General features: G+C 42.1%; 18 protein-coding genes. 15 read left to right on the top strand and 3 right to left on the bottom strand.

Annotated elements, in window-relative coordinates; translation table 11 throughout:
• The first annotated feature begins 35 nt into the window (after positions 1–35).
• Genes spoIIIAE through DFO73_RS08635 form a run of 4 tightly spaced genes read left to right on the top strand, consistent with a single transcriptional unit; the run spans position 36 to position 3081 of the window.
• Positions 36–1235 (top strand): stage III sporulation protein AE, encoded by a 1200-nt coding sequence (spoIIIAE, locus tag DFO73_RS08650; RefSeq protein ID WP_110064376.1) that lies wholly within the window; start codon positions 36–38, stop codon positions 1233–1235.
• 12 nt (positions 1236–1247) lie between these two features.
• On the top strand, positions 1248–1883 hold the full coding sequence (spoIIIAF, locus tag DFO73_RS08645; protein WP_110064375.1) for a stage III sporulation protein AF: 636 nt from the start codon (positions 1248–1250) through the stop codon (positions 1881–1883).
• A complete protein-coding gene (spoIIIAG, locus tag DFO73_RS08640) occupies positions 1873–2538 on the top strand; it encodes a stage III sporulation protein AG (RefSeq protein WP_110064374.1) in 666 nt (221 codons plus the stop codon). Before spoIIIAF ends, spoIIIAG begins: the two co-directional genes overlap by 11 nt.
• A gap of 3 nt (positions 2539–2541) precedes the next feature.
• A complete protein-coding gene (locus tag DFO73_RS08635) occupies positions 2542–3081 on the top strand; it encodes a SpoIIIAH-like family protein (protein WP_110064373.1) in 540 nt (179 codons plus the stop codon).
• A 71-nt stretch (positions 3082–3152) separates the two neighbouring features.
• Here the strand turns inward: DFO73_RS08635 and DFO73_RS29230 are convergent, their stop codons facing one another.
• The 3 genes from DFO73_RS29230 to DFO73_RS29220 are packed head-to-tail and all read right to left on the bottom strand — an operon-like array spanning position 3153 to position 4161.
• Positions 3153–3554 carry a hypothetical protein gene (locus DFO73_RS29230; RefSeq protein ID WP_258309353.1) on the bottom strand — a complete coding sequence of 134 codons (402 nt, stop codon included), beginning with the start codon at positions 3552–3554 and terminating at the stop codon, positions 3153–3155.
• A 26-nt stretch (positions 3555–3580) separates the two neighbouring features.
• Positions 3581–3793, bottom strand: coding sequence for a hypothetical protein (locus tag DFO73_RS29225; protein WP_258309336.1), 213 nt, complete (start codon positions 3791–3793; stop codon positions 3581–3583).
• Positions 3794–3837: 44 nt separating this feature from the next.
• The gene (locus DFO73_RS29220) at positions 3838–4161 is read right to left on the bottom strand and encodes a hypothetical protein (RefSeq protein WP_258309335.1); all 324 of its coding nucleotides are present in this window, start codon (positions 4159–4161) and stop codon (positions 3838–3840) included.
• Positions 4162–4732: 571 nt separating this feature from the next.
• Between DFO73_RS29220 and accB the strand changes: the two genes are divergently transcribed.
• From accB to DFO73_RS08575, 11 genes are all read left to right on the top strand, one after another.
• Positions 4733–5227, top strand: coding sequence for an acetyl-CoA carboxylase biotin carboxyl carrier protein (gene accB / locus DFO73_RS08625; RefSeq protein WP_110064442.1), 495 nt, complete (start codon positions 4733–4735; stop codon positions 5225–5227).
• A 14-nt stretch (positions 5228–5241) separates the two neighbouring features.
• Complete coding sequence (accC, locus tag DFO73_RS08620) at positions 5242–6594, top strand: acetyl-CoA carboxylase biotin carboxylase subunit (protein WP_110064372.1); 1353 nt, start codon at positions 5242–5244, stop codon at positions 6592–6594.
• A 19-nt stretch (positions 6595–6613) separates the two neighbouring features.
• Positions 6614–7021, top strand: a complete 408-nt coding sequence (locus DFO73_RS08615; protein ID WP_110064371.1) for an Asp23/Gls24 family envelope stress response protein — start codon at positions 6614–6616, stop codon at positions 7019–7021.
• Positions 7022–7308: 287 nt separating this feature from the next.
• Complete coding sequence (gene nusB / locus DFO73_RS08610; RefSeq protein WP_110064370.1) at positions 7309–7698, top strand: transcription antitermination factor NusB; 390 nt, start codon at positions 7309–7311, stop codon at positions 7696–7698.
• Positions 7699–7798: 100 nt separating this feature from the next.
• Positions 7799–8656, top strand: coding sequence for a bifunctional methylenetetrahydrofolate dehydrogenase/methenyltetrahydrofolate cyclohydrolase FolD (gene folD, locus DFO73_RS08605; RefSeq protein ID WP_110064369.1), 858 nt, complete (start codon positions 7799–7801; stop codon positions 8654–8656).
• A gap of 202 nt (positions 8657–8858) precedes the next feature.
• On the top strand, positions 8859–10199 hold the full coding sequence (xseA, locus tag DFO73_RS08600; protein ID WP_110064368.1) for an exodeoxyribonuclease VII large subunit: 1341 nt from the start codon (positions 8859–8861) through the stop codon (positions 10197–10199).
• Between the two features lie 5 nt (positions 10200–10204).
• Positions 10205–10438, top strand: a complete 234-nt coding sequence (locus tag DFO73_RS08595) for an exodeoxyribonuclease VII small subunit (RefSeq protein ID WP_110064367.1) — start codon at positions 10205–10207, stop codon at positions 10436–10438.
• A gap of 5 nt (positions 10439–10443) precedes the next feature.
• A complete protein-coding gene (locus DFO73_RS08590; RefSeq protein WP_110064441.1) occupies positions 10444–11334 on the top strand; it encodes a polyprenyl synthetase family protein in 891 nt (296 codons plus the stop codon).
• An 861-nt stretch (positions 11335–12195) separates the two neighbouring features.
• On the top strand, positions 12196–12813 hold the full coding sequence (locus tag DFO73_RS08585; RefSeq protein ID WP_110064366.1) for a hypothetical protein: 618 nt from the start codon (positions 12196–12198) through the stop codon (positions 12811–12813).
• Between the two features lie 12 nt (positions 12814–12825).
• Positions 12826–14718, top strand: coding sequence for a 1-deoxy-D-xylulose-5-phosphate synthase (dxs, locus tag DFO73_RS08580; RefSeq protein ID WP_110064365.1), 1893 nt, complete (start codon positions 12826–12828; stop codon positions 14716–14718).
• Positions 14719–14721: 3 nt separating this feature from the next.
• Entirely contained in the window at positions 14722–15567 is an 846-nt protein-coding gene (locus DFO73_RS08575) for a TlyA family RNA methyltransferase (protein ID WP_110064364.1), read from the top strand.
• Positions 15568–15839: the final 272 nt, after the last annotated feature.

Raw genomic sequence — 15839 nt, 5'->3', positions numbered from 1 at the left:
GCTGCACGATAGGGTCTTATAAAAGAGGTGAAAAAATGAAGCACAGGATGCAGAAAATTTTATTGTCCAATCTAATCCTATTTTTTTTACTGGCACCAATTGTACAAGCCTCACCTAAGACCGGCGAGATAGAAGAAACGATTTCCCCCCAGGATTTAGTGGAGTCGCAGGTAGAATCCCTTAATCTAGATGAACTAAAAGGCTTTTGGGAAGAAATAACAACAGAGTATGGAGGTTTTTTGCCGGAGAGCCAAAAAGGGAGCCTCTATGAATTCATCAAGGGTGATAAGGAATTCTCCGTTAAAGAATGGGGTTCCGGAGCAATGAAGTTTGTTTTTCATGAATTTATAGTAAATGGAAAATTGCTTGGTACATTAATTTTGCTGACGGTGTTCAGCATGTTTCTGCAGTCGCTGCAAAATTCATTTGAAAAAAGCACAGTCAGCAAAGCAGCGTATGCAATTGTGTTTATGGTTTTGATCATTATTGCCCTGAATAGCTTCCATGTAGCGATTGACTACACACAAGAAACAATTTCAACGATGGTTTCCTTCATAATGGCTCTTATTCCGCTGCTGCTTGCCCTAATTGCTTCGTCCGGAGGAGTGGTATCAGCTGCTTTTTTTCACCCAGTGATTTTGTTTTTAATGAATGTGAGTGGCTTGTTTATCCAATATGTCATTCTTCCGCTCCTATTTTTATCAGCATTATTAAGCATTGTCAGCACACTTTCCGAGCATTACAAGGTAACTCAGCTTGCAAATTTGCTCCGAAATTGGAGTATAGGGCTTCTCGGCATGTTCCTGACAGTGTTTTTGGGAGTCATTTCAGTACAGGGAGCCTCCGCTGCAGTCACCGATGGAATTACAATACGTACGGCAAAGTTTATCACGGGGAATTTTATTCCTGTTATCGGAAGGATGTTTACCGATGCAACAGATACTGTTATAAGCGCCTCGGTTCTATTGAAAAATACGGTAGGCATTGCAGGTGTAGCGATCCTCTTGATCATAGCCGCTTTTCCGGCAATCAAAATACTAATGATTGCGTTTATATATAAATTCGCTGCTGCCATTTTGCAGCCGCTGGGAGGAGGTCCGATAATATCCTGCCTGGATATTATCAGCAAAAGTGTCATATACGTGTTTGCCGCTCTGGCCATAGTATCCTTGATGTTTTTCCTTAGTATTACTGTCATCATTGCAGCCGGGAATTTGACCATGATGGTTAGATAGGGGGGGGATGAAGTGGATTTTATAAAAGAATGGATAACGAACATCATATTATTTGTTCTGCTGGCCACTGTCATTGATATGCTCCTTCCGAGCTCAAAGCTGCAGAAGTATACAAAAATGGTGACAGGGCTTCTGCTAATTGCTATTATTCTTACGCCAATTTTAAAAATCATATCCAGCGATTTTGAAGAAGCGATGGCTTCTGTGCCTGTTTTTGAAGCTTCCGGCGAAAAAAATATGGAAAATTTAATAGAAATGAAGAAAAAAGAAATACAAGCCTCAAGTGATGCATATATTTTAGAACAAATGGCTGTCCACATGAAACAGGACGCAGAAGAGGAGTTGATGGAACAGTACGGTCTGGAAATTGCTAACATTGATATTTTAGTAGATGAAAGCAGTGATCAAGCCTTCCCGGATAACCTGCAAAAGGTCATGATCCAATTAAGAGCAAAAGATGCAGAAGCTGAAGCTGTAGAAGTGGTTACAAAAGTGGAGATCAATACCGGGAAACCTCTTCCATCCAGCAGGGCTGAACATGATGAGGCAAAAAAAGTCGCTTCTCTTCTCGCACAAAAATGGAATGTAGACGCAAAATCAATCGAAGTACTGGTAGAAGGGGGGAATATGGATAGGGATGGAGAATGAAAAAGGTCCTTTCGCATGGTTAAAGAAATTACTCTCCAAAGACGGTCAGCCCGATAAAAAAGCCGGTAAATACCAATACTTGCTTCTTGTTCTCCTCTTTGGCGCAGCGATCATGCTGATCAGCAATACGCTGTTTAAAGAGAATGCCTCCACTGAAGACATGTCCGTTTTTAAAAACGAAGAAGAGGCGAAGCAGGAGGATGCACCTGTGTTCAGCCAGAAGCAATCTGGGGGCAATGACGAAATTGCCAATTATGAAAAAGCATATGAAGCACAAATAAAAGAGGCCCTTGATGCGATTGTCGGCGTAGGTGATGCTACGGTCGTCGTCAATGTGGATGCAACAGAGAAGAAAGTGCTTGAAAAAAACAAAACGACCCAAAAACAAACAACCGATGAAACAGATCGGGAAGGCGGCAAAAGAAAAGTAGAGGACCAATCACAGGAGGAACAGCTTGTGATTGTCCGAAATGGCGAGAAAGAGGTTCCGATTGTAATAGAAACCAAGAAACCTGAAATTAGGGGTGTGCTGGTTGTTGCAAAGGGAGCTGAAAATATACAAGTGAAAAAATGGATTATTGAGGCAGTTACAAGAGCGCTTGATGTACCAAGCCACAGAGTCTCCGTAATGCCTAAAAAAACTAAGGGGGAATAATAGATGCTTTTAAAGAAACAAACGGTTTGGTTATTAACAATGCTAAGTTTGGTAGTTGTATTGTCCGTGTATTATGTAACATCTCCGGAGCAGAAAGGGAATGATCTTGCTGCAATGGAAGAGAAGGCAAATGGGGAAATGGAAGCAGTTGAAAGTAAAGATGGCAATGCCATTATTACAAATACAGCCAGTGATGAAATGTTCGAAACATTGCGCCTGCAGCTTGATGACGAGCGCAGCCGCATGAAAGAAGAACTGACAACAGTCCTGGGCCAGACAGACCTTCCTGCTGAAGAAAGAATGAAGGCAAAGGATCAAATTGATGAATTAAATGAAATAGCTCAAAAAGAAGCGATGCTTGAAACGTTAATCAGAGCGATGGATTACGAAGATGTGCTTGTTCGCGCAGATGGCAAAAAGGTTCAGATTACAGTAAAGGCAAAAGACCATTCGCCTTCTGCAGCAAACAAGATCATTCAGGAAGTAAGAAATGAAATTGGACAGCTTGAAGCAGTTGCGGTTGAATTCCAAGTTGCCAAGTAAACACAGAACTAAAAGGGTGCCCGTGGAATAATTTGCGGGGACCTTTTTAGTTCTCATAAATGTTAATCGTGCTATTTCTGAAGATTAATTAGGTGTTCCATCGAATAATGGGCTTTTTTAATCGATTCAACAAGATGTTCATATTGCTCTGTCTGGAATGCGACAGAGGAGGAAATTTCCTGGAGGGAAGCGCTCGTCTCCTCAACAACTGAACTAAACTCCCCAATTGATACTCCTATAGACGAAGAGGACTGATGGATTTGAGTGGTTAAAGACTTATAATCTGATATATCATTTTTAAGCTGCAAAAAGGTTTCCAGGATTTTTTCAAAAGCACTCTCTGTTTCTGAGGCCAAATCAAGATTTGCCGTTAATTTATCACCTGTAGAGATTACATTGACTTGGGATTGTTCCGTTTCTTGAATGACATTGTAAAGGTTCTCTGATATTTGATTTGCTGTTTCCCTTGTAATATGAGCTAATTTTCTTACTTCTTCCGCTACAACTGCAAAGCCTTTGCCGCTTTCTCCGCTTTCAAAGCATCATTATGCAATTTTCCAACTAGTTCACTTGCATTGCTCACCACTTTATTTGAATTTTCCAGAGAACTGGTGACATCCAGAATGGTATCTGATTGGGTATGGATTCCTGCAGAAATCTCCCCAATCGTATAGCTCATTTCCCTTGCAGAATGGTAATTCTCCTGGCTCATTTTTTAACTTCATCAATCATGAAAGAAAGACCTGCAGTACAATTCTAAATTGTCTTTTTAATTTTAAGGTTTTGATGCAATAGATTTTCAGTTTCTTTCTGAGCAGAGATAATATTTTCTGACAGTTTTTTCGAGATAGAAAGCTGAAAAGAGAGCATAATATTGACAAGCATAAAAAGCAAATAAATGGTTGAATAGTTTTTTGATTCCAGCGGCAGGTGGCTATGATGCAGGTATGGCAACACTGTAATAACAGTAAAGCCAATTGCTGATGAAAGCCATAAAATCTTTCTGTCCAAATAAATTGCCGCTGTTGCAAGAACAAAGTAGACTAAAAAATAAGCAGCCCGCGATACGTTGTTTTCCATGATAATGAATAGCACACTTCCAACCAAAAAAATCGCCAAATAGGGGATGGCGGACATGAACTTTTTTAGAAAAATGAAACGCGGCAACTATTCCTATCACAATTCCTCCTGCAATAATAATTGAAAGGGTAACAGCCATCTCTTTCTTTAAGGCGATATCTACAAGGGCTTTCCAATATAACGCTTACAAAAGCAGCCTTAACCACAAGCGAATTTGCTAATAAGATCCTCTTTCCTTATTTCCTCAATGTTTTTCATACTAAAACAGATCCTCTCTGGTACTATAGTCCTCTTAGCAATCAATATTTCGTGATATTTCGTGAAAATCCTTCGTAACATTTCACAAAGATTTCGAAAAACATTAAAATGGTTTTAGAGGACGAATGGAGAAAAAAGTATACAGTACATAATACGATGTTGAACTTTTATAAGGTCTTATCGTATGATATTAGTATCTAGTCATAATTAAATCATGCGGAACCATTCCCGTTCTTCCTTTCTCTATTCTTCCAAAGTTTTTCTAATGATGAAAGAGGGGATGGAAAGCAGTGAGAAAACAAGGGGTGCAAAAATGTTAAAAGTACAGGAAATACGTGAACTGATCAAGCTGGTTGATCAGTCAAATATTGATGAATTCGTATACGAGCAAGAGGGTTCGAAAATTAAAATGAAGAAAAAGGGGAATGAAGCGGCCGTCGTACAGCAAGTTCAGCCAGCTGCTCCGGCTCCGCAGCCAGTTCAGCCGGCAGCTATAAAAGTGGAAGCGCCTATAGCTGAGGCACCTGCACAAGAGCCTGTCCAACAAGCACCATCTGTGGACGCAAACCTGCATAAAATTGTGTCTCCGATGGTAGGGACTTTTTATGAGTCCTCTTCCCCGGATGCGGATCCATATGTTAAAGCAGGTTCTAAAGTTACAAAAGATTCTATTGTCTGCATAGTGGAAGCAATGAAACTGTTTAATGAAATTGAAGCTGAAGTCAATGGGGAAATTGTAGAAGTGCTTGTTAAGGACGGCCAGTTAGTAGAGTATGGCCAGCCACTATTTTTAGTAAAGCCTGAATAAGGAGCGGTTACAGAATGATAAAAAAACTCTTGATTGCTAACAGAGGAGAGATAGCTGTTCGCATCATCCGCGCAGCGCGCGAAATGGGAATAGAATCAGTAGCCGTTTTTTCAGAGGCTGACAGGGAAGCACTGCATGTCCAGCTTGCCGACGAGGCTTATTGCATTGGCCCGACAGCCTCTAAGGACAGCTACTTGAATTTTACAAATATAGTTAGTGTTGCTAAGCTTACTGGCTGTGACGCAATCCATCCAGGATACGGGTTCCTGGCAGAAAATGCTGATTTTGCTGAGCTTTGCAGGGAATGTAACATCATTTTTGTCGGCCCGACTCCTGAAGCCATAAGCAAAATGGGTACGAAGGATATTGCGAGGGAAACGATGAAAGAAGCAGGAGTTCCGATTGTTCCCGGCTCCATCGGAATTATTAAGGATGTCGAAGATGCCATTCAGCTTGCTGAGAAGATTGAATATCCAGTGATTATAAAAGCAACTGCCGGCGGCGGCGGCAAGGGGATTCGCGTTGCACGTACTGAGCAGGAGCTGATTAAAGGAATAACTATTACTCAGCAGGAAGCCTTAACGGCGTTTGGAAACCCTGGCGTATATATTGAAAAATATATAGAGGACTTCCGCCATGTTGAGATACAGGTGCTGGCAGACAATTACGGAAACACCATACATTTGGGAGAAAGGGATTGTTCCATACAGAGACGTTTGCAAAAGCTTCTGGAGGAAACTCCTTCACCTGCCCTTGATGGGGAAACTCGTGAAGAGATGGGCAATGCTGCTGTAAAAGCAGCCAAAGCGGTTGATTATACAGGTGCAGGCACGGTAGAATTTATCTATGATTACCAAAATCGAAGGTTCTACTTTATGGAAATGAATACGCGCATCCAGGTAGAGCATCCAGTTACAGAAATGGTTACTGGGGTCGATTTGATTAAAGAGCAGATTAAAGTTGCTTCCGGTGAAAAGCTTAATATCAGCCAGGAAGATGTTACTTTTAGCGGCTGGTCGATTGAATGCCGCATTAATGCGGAAAATCCGGAAAAGAACTTTATGCCGTCTGCAGGCAAAATCAACATGTATCTGCCGCCGGGCGGATTGGGTGTCAGAGTTGATTCGGCAGCATATCCCGGCTATATGATTCCGCCATATTATGATTCCATGATTGCAAAAGTGATTACGTACGGCAATACTAGAGAAGAAGCCATTTCCCGAATGAAGAGAGCATTAAGTGAATTTGTTGTTGAAGGTGTACATACCACAATTCCATTTCACCTCAAGCTCCTCAGCCATGAAAAATTCGTGGAAGGGCAGTTTAATACGAAATTCCTGGAATTGCATGATGTAATGAATTCTTAAGATTGATGGAGGTGCCATAATGAGTGAAAATAACATTCTTGAAATGAGCCATGAAAACTCAGGGCTTGGCAAGGTTGAAATTGCTCCGGAAGTGATTGAAGTTATTGCCGGCATTGCAGCTTCTGAAGTGGAAGGGGTTGCGCAGATGCGCGGCAATTTCGCTACAGGTGTGGTAGAAAGGCTCGGCAAAAAGAACCATGGCAAAGGGGTTAAGGTTGAATTAACCGAAGAAGGAATTAAAGTTGATGTATATTGCCTGATGAAGTTTGGGGTATCCATTCCAAGTGTTGCACAAAAAATTCAGGACAATATCCGCCAGGCGCTTTTGAATATGACAGCCCTTGATGCACAGGAAGTAAATATCCATGTAGTAGGAATCATGTTCGAAAACCAAAAGCATGAGATTGAATACGAGCAGGAAATGTAATAAACTTCACTGAGCCAAAGACATCTGACAGAGTCTTTGGCTTTTCTGGTTTTTTATTCTCTTCATCTCAAAGACTGTTATAAAGAAACTTTTTAAAGGGAAAATAACTTTTATATAGCAAAGGCTTTTTAACGAGTATCCATACAAGTACTGGAATGAACCTTATTGTTATTGCTTAGTGCGAATATCCTTTACTTGTGCTATTATCTTGTTATGTTATTTTTGGACGTGTATATGCTCAAAAATGAAAAACCACAACGTTAGCCATAAAGGAGTTAAAGAAAAAGATGAAGAGAAGAACAGCCAGAGAGAAAGCATTGCAGGCTTTATTTCAAATCGATGTAAGCCAGGTGGAAACAGAGTCCGCTATTGAACATGTATTAGAAGGCGCACCAGCTGATGCGTATTTAAGCAAACTTGTATCAGGTGTTTCTCAGTATAAGGAAACAATTGATGAAGAGATAAAAAAACACCTTGAAAAGTGGACTTTGGAAAGGCTTGCTACAGTGGACCGCAACCTTTTGCGATTATCAGTGTTTGAACTTCTGTATCTTAGTGAGGATGTTCCAGCCAATGTCGTGCTGGATGAAGCAATTGAAATTGCGAAATTATACGGCGATGAACAGTCAAGCAAGTTTATAAATGGAGTTCTTTCCAAGGTGAAAGAACAGCTTTAAAAATATCTGGTTCGGACTTGCACGGGATGTGCTGGCGCCGGTGCTATGCCGGCGTTCCTTATCATTAGGCGCTTCCGCTGTCCTGATAGGGGGATAAATAATGCCTGCAAAATTAATAGACGGCAAAGAGATTGCAAGAGTAAAACAGGATTTCATAGGCAATGAAGTGCAAAAGCTGAAGGCAAATGGAATTACACCAGGCCTTGCAGTTATTTTAGTAGGAGATAACCAGGCTTCTAAAACCTATGTGTCCAATAAACAAAAAACCTGTAATAAACTAGGAATGTATTCCATGCTGATTGAACTTCCGAAAGAAGTCAGTGAGGAAGAGCTTATCAGTAAAATCAAAGAGTTAAATGAAAATCCGGATATTCACGGAATACTTGTCCAATTGCCGCTTCCAGGCCATATTAATGAAAAGGTCATAATTGAAACGATTTCACCTAAGAAGGATGTGGATGGCTTTCATCCGATAAATATTGGCAGAATGATGACCGGCCAAGATGCCTTTGTTCCTTGTACTCCCTTTGGCATTATGGAGATGCTGGATTCTATCGGGGCTGATATTGCCGGCAAGCACGTGGTAGTTGTCGGCCGAAGCAATATAGTAGGAAAGCCTTCGGGGCAGTTGTTTCTAAATAAAGATGCAACGGTTACCTATTGCCATTCCAAAACAGCTGATTTAAAGGAACATACAAAAAGAGCGGATATTCTCGTTGCAGCTGTGGGAAAGGCTGGGTTAATAACAGAAGACCATGTGAAAAAAGGTGCAATAATCATTGATGTTGGCATGAATCGAAATCATGAAGGCAAGCTTTGCGGTGATGTTGATTTCGACGGGGTTAAAGAAAAAGCGGGATATATAACGCCAGTTCCAGGCGGAGTAGGCCCGATGACAATCACAATGCTTATGTATAACACATTAAAGGCAGCAAGGTCTGCCCAAAGCAAACGCTAATTGAATTTTTGCTAACTTCCAATACAGATGCAAAATCTGTCCATTTCCATTATGCTATATTTAGGGTTTTGGCTTTGTGTGCGAATGCATGCAGACTAAAAGGCTAAATATTAAGTGGAAGGGCAGTTTTTTGCTGTCTATGCAGTTTATTGCTCTTGCTTTGGATGCTCAATTGGCGTCTTCTGCATAAAAGGAGATTGTTATGAAGGAACAGCAGTATCTAACAGTCAACGCTTTAACAAAGTACATAAAAAGAAAATTTGATGCTGACCCCCATCTGCAAAATATTATGGTCAAGGGAGAAATCTCAAACTTTAAACAGCATTCAAGCGGCCATATGTATTTTACATTGAAGGATGAGAAGGCCCGCATTTTGGCTGTAATGTTTGCAGGAAATACCCGATCAATGAAATTCAGGCCAGAGAATGGCATGAAAGTCTTGGTCCGGGGTGAAGTTTCGGTCTACGAACCAAGCGGGCAATATCAAATATATATAAAAGAAATGCAGCCGGATGGAATTGGGGAGCTGTATCTTGCCTACGAACAACTGAAAGAAAAGCTTGAAAAAGAAGGGCTGTTTTCACGCAATTATAAAAAAGCCATACCTCGTTATCCAAAAAAAGTAGCTGTTGTCACCTCGCCAACAGGAGCTGCTATCAGAGATATTCTAACTACAATAAAAAGGCGCTATCCGATTGCAAATATTCTTATTTATCCTGCGCTGGTTCAAGGAAACCAGGCTGCGCCATCCATCGTTAGAGCGATACAAATGGCGAATGTCTCCCAAGAGGCTGATGTCTTGATTATTGGCCGGGGAGGCGGCTCCATTGAAGAGCTTTGGGCTTTTAACGAAGAGGCAGTCGCAAGGGCGATCTTTCAATCTGAAATTCCTATTATAGCAGCTGTTGGACATGAAACCGACTTTACTATAGCCGACTTTGTCGCCGACTTAAGGGCTCCTACACCTACGGGAGCAGCCGAAATGGCGGTCCCTCATATTGACGATTTAACAGAGAGGCTATTCAATAGGCAATCGAGGCTAATAAGAGCAATGAAAGAACAAGTTGCCCTTCAGAATGAAAGGATCCTAAGGGTGCAAAAGTCATATGCTTTCCGGTACCCTCAAAAACTGTATGAGCAGAAATTAGAGCAGCTTGATAAACTAAACGAACAGCTTGTAAGGGGATCCAAAAGGCTGCATGATTTAAAGCTTGAGCAAGCAGATGCTTTGCAGAAACGATTGCACCGCAGCCACCCTGGACAATTGAAGGAGCAGGCCAAGGAAAAACACGACAGGCTGCATAAGCTTCTTAACAGAGCGATGGGCAATATTGCTGCTGCCAAGGAAAAGGACTTTGCGAGGGCTGTCTCTACTTTAGAAGCACTTAGTCCTCTTAAAATTATGGATAGAGGCTACAGCCTTGTATATACAGAAAAGGAAAAACTAATAAAGACCGTTACTCAAATTAAGGTGAATGACCAAATAAAGGTTAAGGTTTCAGATGGTACAATTAATTGCCGGGTAACGGATATTGAGGAGTGAATCCCATGGCGGATGAGAAAAAGCTTACATTTGAAGAAGCGATGGATCAGCTGGAGGTTATTGTCGAAAAGCTTGAGGAAGGGGATGTCCCCCTTGAAGAAGCAATTAATATTTATAAGAAGGGCATGGAGCTTTCCAAGCTATGCCATGACAAATTGAAAAATGTGGAATCACAGCTAACAGAAATACTGACGGAGGATGGACGCAAGGAAAACTTTGCCATTCCGGAGGAGGAATAACATTGCTGGAACAATCCTTGGTTTCTTTTTCTGAACACCATAAAAAAATTCTAGAAAATCAGCTAAAGGAAAGCATAAGCAAATTGAATGCTCCTCCTGCAGTAAAAGAATCAATGCTTTATTCTCTTGAGGCAGGAGGCAAGCGCATTAGGCCATTGCTGTTATTTGCTACATTGGCTGCCTTTGGGGAGGATACTATTAAAGGTTTGTGGACGGCTGCAGCAATTGAGATGGTTCATACATATTCGTTAATACATGATGACCTTCCGAGCATGGATGATGATGATTTGAGGCGAGGAAAACCAACGAACCATAAAATATTTGGAGAAGCCTTTGCCATTCTTGCAGGAGATGCACTGCTTACATATAGCTTCCAGTCTGTCGCCGAAACACCGGATGAATTTGCTTCAGCTGAGATAAAGCTTTCTTTAATTAAGGAACTGTCCAAAGCATCCGGAGCAGAAGGGATGGTTGGCGGACAGGTAGCAGATATTAATGGGGAAGGGCAGCAGTTGGCTTTGGAAGATCTTGAATACATCCACTTGCATAAAACAGGCAAGCTTCTGGAGTGCAGCGTTGTATCGGGTGCAATATTGGCACAAGCCGATCAGGAAACCGTTCAGGTTTTATCCCATTTTGCCTATCACCTGGGGCTGGCTTTCCAAATCAGGGATGATATTCTTGATCTTGAAGGCACAGAAGATATGATTGGAAAGCCTATTGGCAGCGATGAATCAAAAAACAAAAGCACTTATCCTTCCCTTCTTACAATGGAGGGGGCTAAAGAAGCGCTTGAAAGCCACATAAAGGCTGCCAAGGGAAAATTGAAAGAAACTGGATTAAATACGGAACTACTAGAGGCAATAACAGATTTAGTAGCCAGCAGGGACCATTAAGAGGGCTGGGCAGGGGCGGCCGATTGTTGCACAATCGCAAATATGGTATAATAGGTATATATGGATGGTGCAGTATTCTAGTCGGTCTACCATTCCTGAAGGTGGGGCTAAAAATCCACTAAAGGGCACATCGATGAAGTTCCTTGTTTTGGCTTGAGGCGCCCAGCCTTGGGTCGATTCAGGGAGTAAGGTGTAAGGGCGATCTGCAAAGGCATGTGGGCGTTGACCCTTTCACCGCGGAGGCCCCGATGATCAGGCTTGAGCGAAAGCGTACGGCCCTATGGTCTCGGGTTATGAACCTGCAATGTGGTCCCATGGGAGGTCACTAGCAGCGTAGCCTGCCTTGAGTGAAGATAGAGGGGATTACAGTTATAAGGGCATACATCAGTTGGCCATTGATATATGCTTTTTCGCCTGTATGAAATCTTCTTTGCAAAAGAGGCTAGGGAAATGGTTAAAGGCTGCCGAGGAAATCTCCTAGACTGTTCCAATGACATATAAAGGGGATTATAGTGCGGACTAAGTGGCAATCCAGTCTAGCTGGTGGCGACACGGCTAAGGCGTATTTAAAGGGAAACCGCCGGTATGGCGACATCCGGTATTCGCTTGGGAAAACCTACTGGACCTAAGCCGCAATCTTAACCCTTTGTATGGCCATCCTTCTTTCGAGTTTCTGAGGGGTTTGCCCCTCTCATACATATATAAGCGTTATAAGGGCAGGTTGTGGAACGGTTAAAGCTTAATAAGCAAAAATAAAGAGGCGAAGCTCTTGCTGAAGCTGACGAGCGGAATCGATTTCGCGAAAAAACGGCGAGCTCCGCCCCTTTTTCATTCTTAATCCAAAAAGGAAGTTTTACAGAAATGAGAGAGTTGCTGCGGAATTCGATTAAATGGAGCTTTAGTATTGCCGTTATCACTTTTGTGCTAGCGGCTCTTTTTTCAATTATTTCAAACTCCATATTGAACGGTGTATCATGGGGAACTGGGCTGATTGTTGTTGGATTTATTGTTTTAATCGGCATTTTTTTTGATATGATAGGAATTGCTGCCACTGCTGCAGATGAGGTACCTTTTCATTCTATGGCCTCGAATAAAGTTTTTGGAGCCAGGCATTCGATTCGCATTGTTAGAAATGCGGACCGGTTCGCCAGTTTTTGCAATGATGTTATTGGCGATATTTCTGGCATTATCAGCGGTGCTGCGGCTGCAATCGTCATTGTACAGCTAACCGTCTCATTTCAGATGAATAACAGCAGCCTTTTTGAATATGCATCTTCAGTAATCATAACAAGCATCATTGCCGCCGTGACCGTGGGAGGAAAAGCATTTGGAAAATCGCTTGCAATAAGGTACTCTAAAGATATTATCTTCCAGGTAGGGAAGATCCTGCATTTTCTTGAGGATAAATTCCATATTGTTATAATAAAAGACAAGAAAAAGACGAAATTAAAACAACGGACGAATAAGAAACGAAAGTGAGTGGTCCGCAGAATGGATCTGTTATCAATTAAAGACCCTTCCTTTTTAAAGGGGCTCTCTAATAAGGAACTTGAAAATTTGAGCCAGGATATCCGAGAATTTCTGATCGAAAAGCTGTCCGGTACAGGTGGGCATATCGGCCCAAACCTCGGTGTCGTGGAATTAACTGTAGCGCTTCATAAATGCTTTGATAGCCCCAAGGATAAAATTATATGGGATGTCGGACATCAATCCTATGTGCATAAAATATTGACGGGCCGTGCATGCCAATTTGATACATTAAGGCAGTACAAGGGTCTTTGCGGCTTCCCAAAGATGGTTGAAAGCGAGCATGATGTTTGGGAAACAGGGCATAGCTCCACATCCCTATCTGCTGCAATGGGAATGGCCATCGCAAGAGACTTAAAAAAAGAGAATAATTATGTAATTCCAGTCATAGGAGACGGGGCCCTAACCGGTGGAATGGCTTTAGAGGCCTTGAACCATATTGGCCATGAAAAAAAGAATATGATTGTTATTTTAAATGATAATGAAATGTCGATTGCCCCAAATGTTGGAGCTTTGCACAATGTTCTGGGAAGACTAAGGACAGCAGGCAAATATAATTGGGTAAAAGATGAACTTGAACATTTTTTAAAGAAAGTGCCTGCAGTGGGCGGAAAATTAGCTTCTACTGCTGAGAGGCTGAAGGATAGCCTGAAATATTTATTTGTTTCAGGAATGTTTTTCGAAGAGTTGGGCTTTACATACCTGGGGCCTGTGGACGGACACAGTTATGACGATTTATTTGAGAATTTGGCTTATGCGAAGAAGACTGAGGGACCTGTTCTTCTCCATGTCCTAACGAAAAAAGGAAAGGGCTATCAGCCTGCCGAAAGCGATCGGATTGGCACATGGCATGGTACAGGCCCGTATAAGATGGAAACAGGGGATTTTGTTAAACCTGTCAGTACTCCGCCTGGCTGGAGCAAGCTTGTCAGCGAGACAGTTAGGAAGCTGGCCAGAAATGATGAAAGAATCGTCGCCATTACCCCTGCAATGCCTGTTGGATCAAAGCTGGAGGGCTTTGCAAGTGAGTTCCCTGATCGTATGTATGATGTAGGAATTGCAGAACAGCATGCAGCCACTGTTGCTGCTGGGCTGGCAACGCAAAATATGAAGCCGTTCCTTGCTATCTATTCTACATTCCTGCAGCGTGCCTATGACCAGGTTGTGCATGACATCGCGCGTCAAAATTTAAATGTATTTATTGGAATTGACCGTGCTGGACTGGTGGGTGCAGATGGGGAAACACATCAGGGAGTCTTTGATATAGCCTTCTTAAGGCATTTGCCGAATATGGTTCTAATGATGCCGAAAGATGAAAATGAAGGCCAGCACATGGTTAAAACGGCTATCGAATATAATGATGGTCCAATCGCCATGCGATTTCCGCGCGGAAATGGCATCGGAGTGCCAATGGATGATGAGCTCAAACCAATTCCTATCGGTACCTGGGAGGTTCTTCGAGAAGGAAATGACGCAGCTATCCTAACTTTCGGAACAACTATTCCTATGGCTTTAAAAGCTGCTTCGCTATTGGAAAAGCAGGGATATTCCATTAAAGTGGTGAATGCTAGGTTTATTAAGCCGCTTGATGAGAAAATGCTGCAGGATTTGTTCGGGGGAAATATGCCAATCCTGACGATAGAAGAAGCTGTCCTTCAGGGCGGCTTTGGAAGTGCGGTTCTGGAATACGCACATGAACAAGGCTTTCATCATGCTGAGATTGACAGGATGGGCATACCTGATAAATTTATCGAGCACGGCAGCGTAAAAGAACTATTAGAGGAAATCGGCATGACAGTGGAAGATGTCTTTGAAAGAATCGGCAAACTAGCAAGAAAAAAACAAAAAAGGGCTTAAAGAATGAAAACAAAGAAAGAACGATTAGACGTTTTATTAGTTGAGAGAGGTCTTGCCGAAACAAGGGAAAAAGCTAAAAGAGCTGTGATGGCTGGCCTGGTTTTCAGCAATGAAAGCCGCCTTGATAAACCCGGCGAGAAAGTAAGCGTTGATATCCCTTTAACTTTAAAAGGGAAAGTGATGCCTTATGTCAGCCGCGGAGGGCTAAAGCTTGAAAAGGCCCTAAAGGTATTTGATTTAAATGTCGAAGGCAAAATATTGCTTGATATTGGTTCCTCCACAGGCGGCTTTACGGATTGTGCGCTGCAAAACGGTGCAAAGATGTCTTACGCGCTGGATGTAGGCTATAATCAGCTTGCCTGGAAGCTAAGGCAGGATGAACGGGTAGTGGTCATGGAAAGGACAAACTTCCGCTATGTTACGCCAGCCGATCTTACTGCAGGAATGCCTGATTTTGCTTCCATAGATGTTTCTTTCATATCGCTAAAATTGATTCTGCCTGTCCTAAAAACACTTCTGGTATCCGGAAGTGATGTAGTGGCTCTTGTTAAGCCGCAGTTTGAGGCAGGCCGTGAACAGGTTGGGAAAAAAGGGATCGTCAGAGATCCGAAGGTCCATGAATCAGTACTTGGAAAAATTATTGAATTTTCGCTTGGCCTTGGCTATGATGTGAAAGATGTTTCTTTCTCGCCAATCACAGGCGGAGACGGAAATATAGAGTTTTTACTGCATTTGTATTGGGCGGGCAGCAAAGAAGAGGGAGAAAATCTTTTAAAACTCCAGCCTGATGCAGTTGTAAAAGAAGCACATGCCGGGTTAAAGACAAAGCAGGAGAATGGGGAGGAATAGGCGGAAGCCTGTTCCTCTTTTATTGTTTGATCACAAGGGATTTTGTCGTTTTTTAACGAATTATAATCCTATACGGGGAAAAATTGTACTTTATAAGGAAAATCGGCTAACATATGATTAGATTATACTTGGTTTATGATTTAATATTTAGGCTATGTAAGCTCTTGTTGATTTTAGCGCTAGTTGATTTGGAGCGGAAATCAGCAGGCGAGCTTAACAGAGCTATTCTTTAAAAAGCCGTAGCCTATTAGCGGATACACGCTTTTAAAATA

The organism is Cytobacillus oceanisediminis (assembly GCF_003182355.1).
Taxonomy (GTDB): domain Bacteria; phylum Bacillota; class Bacilli; order Bacillales; family Cytobacillaceae; genus Cytobacillus; species Cytobacillus oceanisediminis_A.
Note: the sequence above shows the minus strand (reverse complement) of the source record. Positions and strands in the feature narration are given on the sequence as shown.

What these genes read in the sequence shown, in the direction of transcription:
- accC (WP_110064372.1), top strand. Translation starts at nt 5,242, where the DNA reads ATGATAAAAAAACTCTTGATTGCTAACAGAGGAGAGATAGCTGTTCGC.
- dxs (WP_110064365.1), top strand. Translation starts at nt 12,826, where the DNA reads ATGGATCTGTTATCAATTAAAGACCCTTCCTTTTTAAAGGGGCTCTCT.
- folD (WP_110064369.1), top strand. Translation starts at nt 7,799, where the DNA reads ATGCCTGCAAAATTAATAGACGGCAAAGAGATTGCAAGAGTAAAACAG.
- DFO73_RS08575 (WP_110064364.1), top strand. Translation starts at nt 14,722, where the DNA reads ATGAAAACAAAGAAAGAACGATTAGACGTTTTATTAGTTGAGAGAGGT.
- nusB (WP_110064370.1), top strand. Translation starts at nt 7,309, where the DNA reads ATGAAGAGAAGAACAGCCAGAGAGAAAGCATTGCAGGCTTTATTTCAA.
- DFO73_RS29225 (WP_258309336.1), bottom strand. Translation starts at nt 3,793, where the DNA reads ATGAGCCAGGAGAATTACCATTCTGCAAGGGAAATGAGCTATACGATT.
- DFO73_RS08615 (WP_110064371.1), top strand. Translation starts at nt 6,614, where the DNA reads ATGAGTGAAAATAACATTCTTGAAATGAGCCATGAAAACTCAGGGCTT.
- DFO73_RS29220 (WP_258309335.1), bottom strand. Translation starts at nt 4,161, where the DNA reads ATGGAAAACAACGTATCGCGGGCTGCTTATTTTTTAGTCTACTTTGTT.
- DFO73_RS08585 (WP_110064366.1), top strand. Translation starts at nt 12,196, where the DNA reads ATGAGAGAGTTGCTGCGGAATTCGATTAAATGGAGCTTTAGTATTGCC.
- spoIIIAE (WP_110064376.1), top strand. Translation starts at nt 36, where the DNA reads ATGAAGCACAGGATGCAGAAAATTTTATTGTCCAATCTAATCCTATTT.
- DFO73_RS08635 (WP_110064373.1), top strand. Translation starts at nt 2,542, where the DNA reads ATGCTTTTAAAGAAACAAACGGTTTGGTTATTAACAATGCTAAGTTTG.
- xseA (WP_110064368.1), top strand. Translation starts at nt 8,859, where the DNA reads ATGAAGGAACAGCAGTATCTAACAGTCAACGCTTTAACAAAGTACATA.
- DFO73_RS08595 (WP_110064367.1), top strand. Translation starts at nt 10,205, where the DNA reads ATGGCGGATGAGAAAAAGCTTACATTTGAAGAAGCGATGGATCAGCTG.
- accB (WP_110064442.1), top strand. Translation starts at nt 4,733, where the DNA reads ATGTTAAAAGTACAGGAAATACGTGAACTGATCAAGCTGGTTGATCAG.
- spoIIIAG (WP_110064374.1), top strand. Translation starts at nt 1,873, where the DNA reads ATGGAGAATGAAAAAGGTCCTTTCGCATGGTTAAAGAAATTACTCTCC.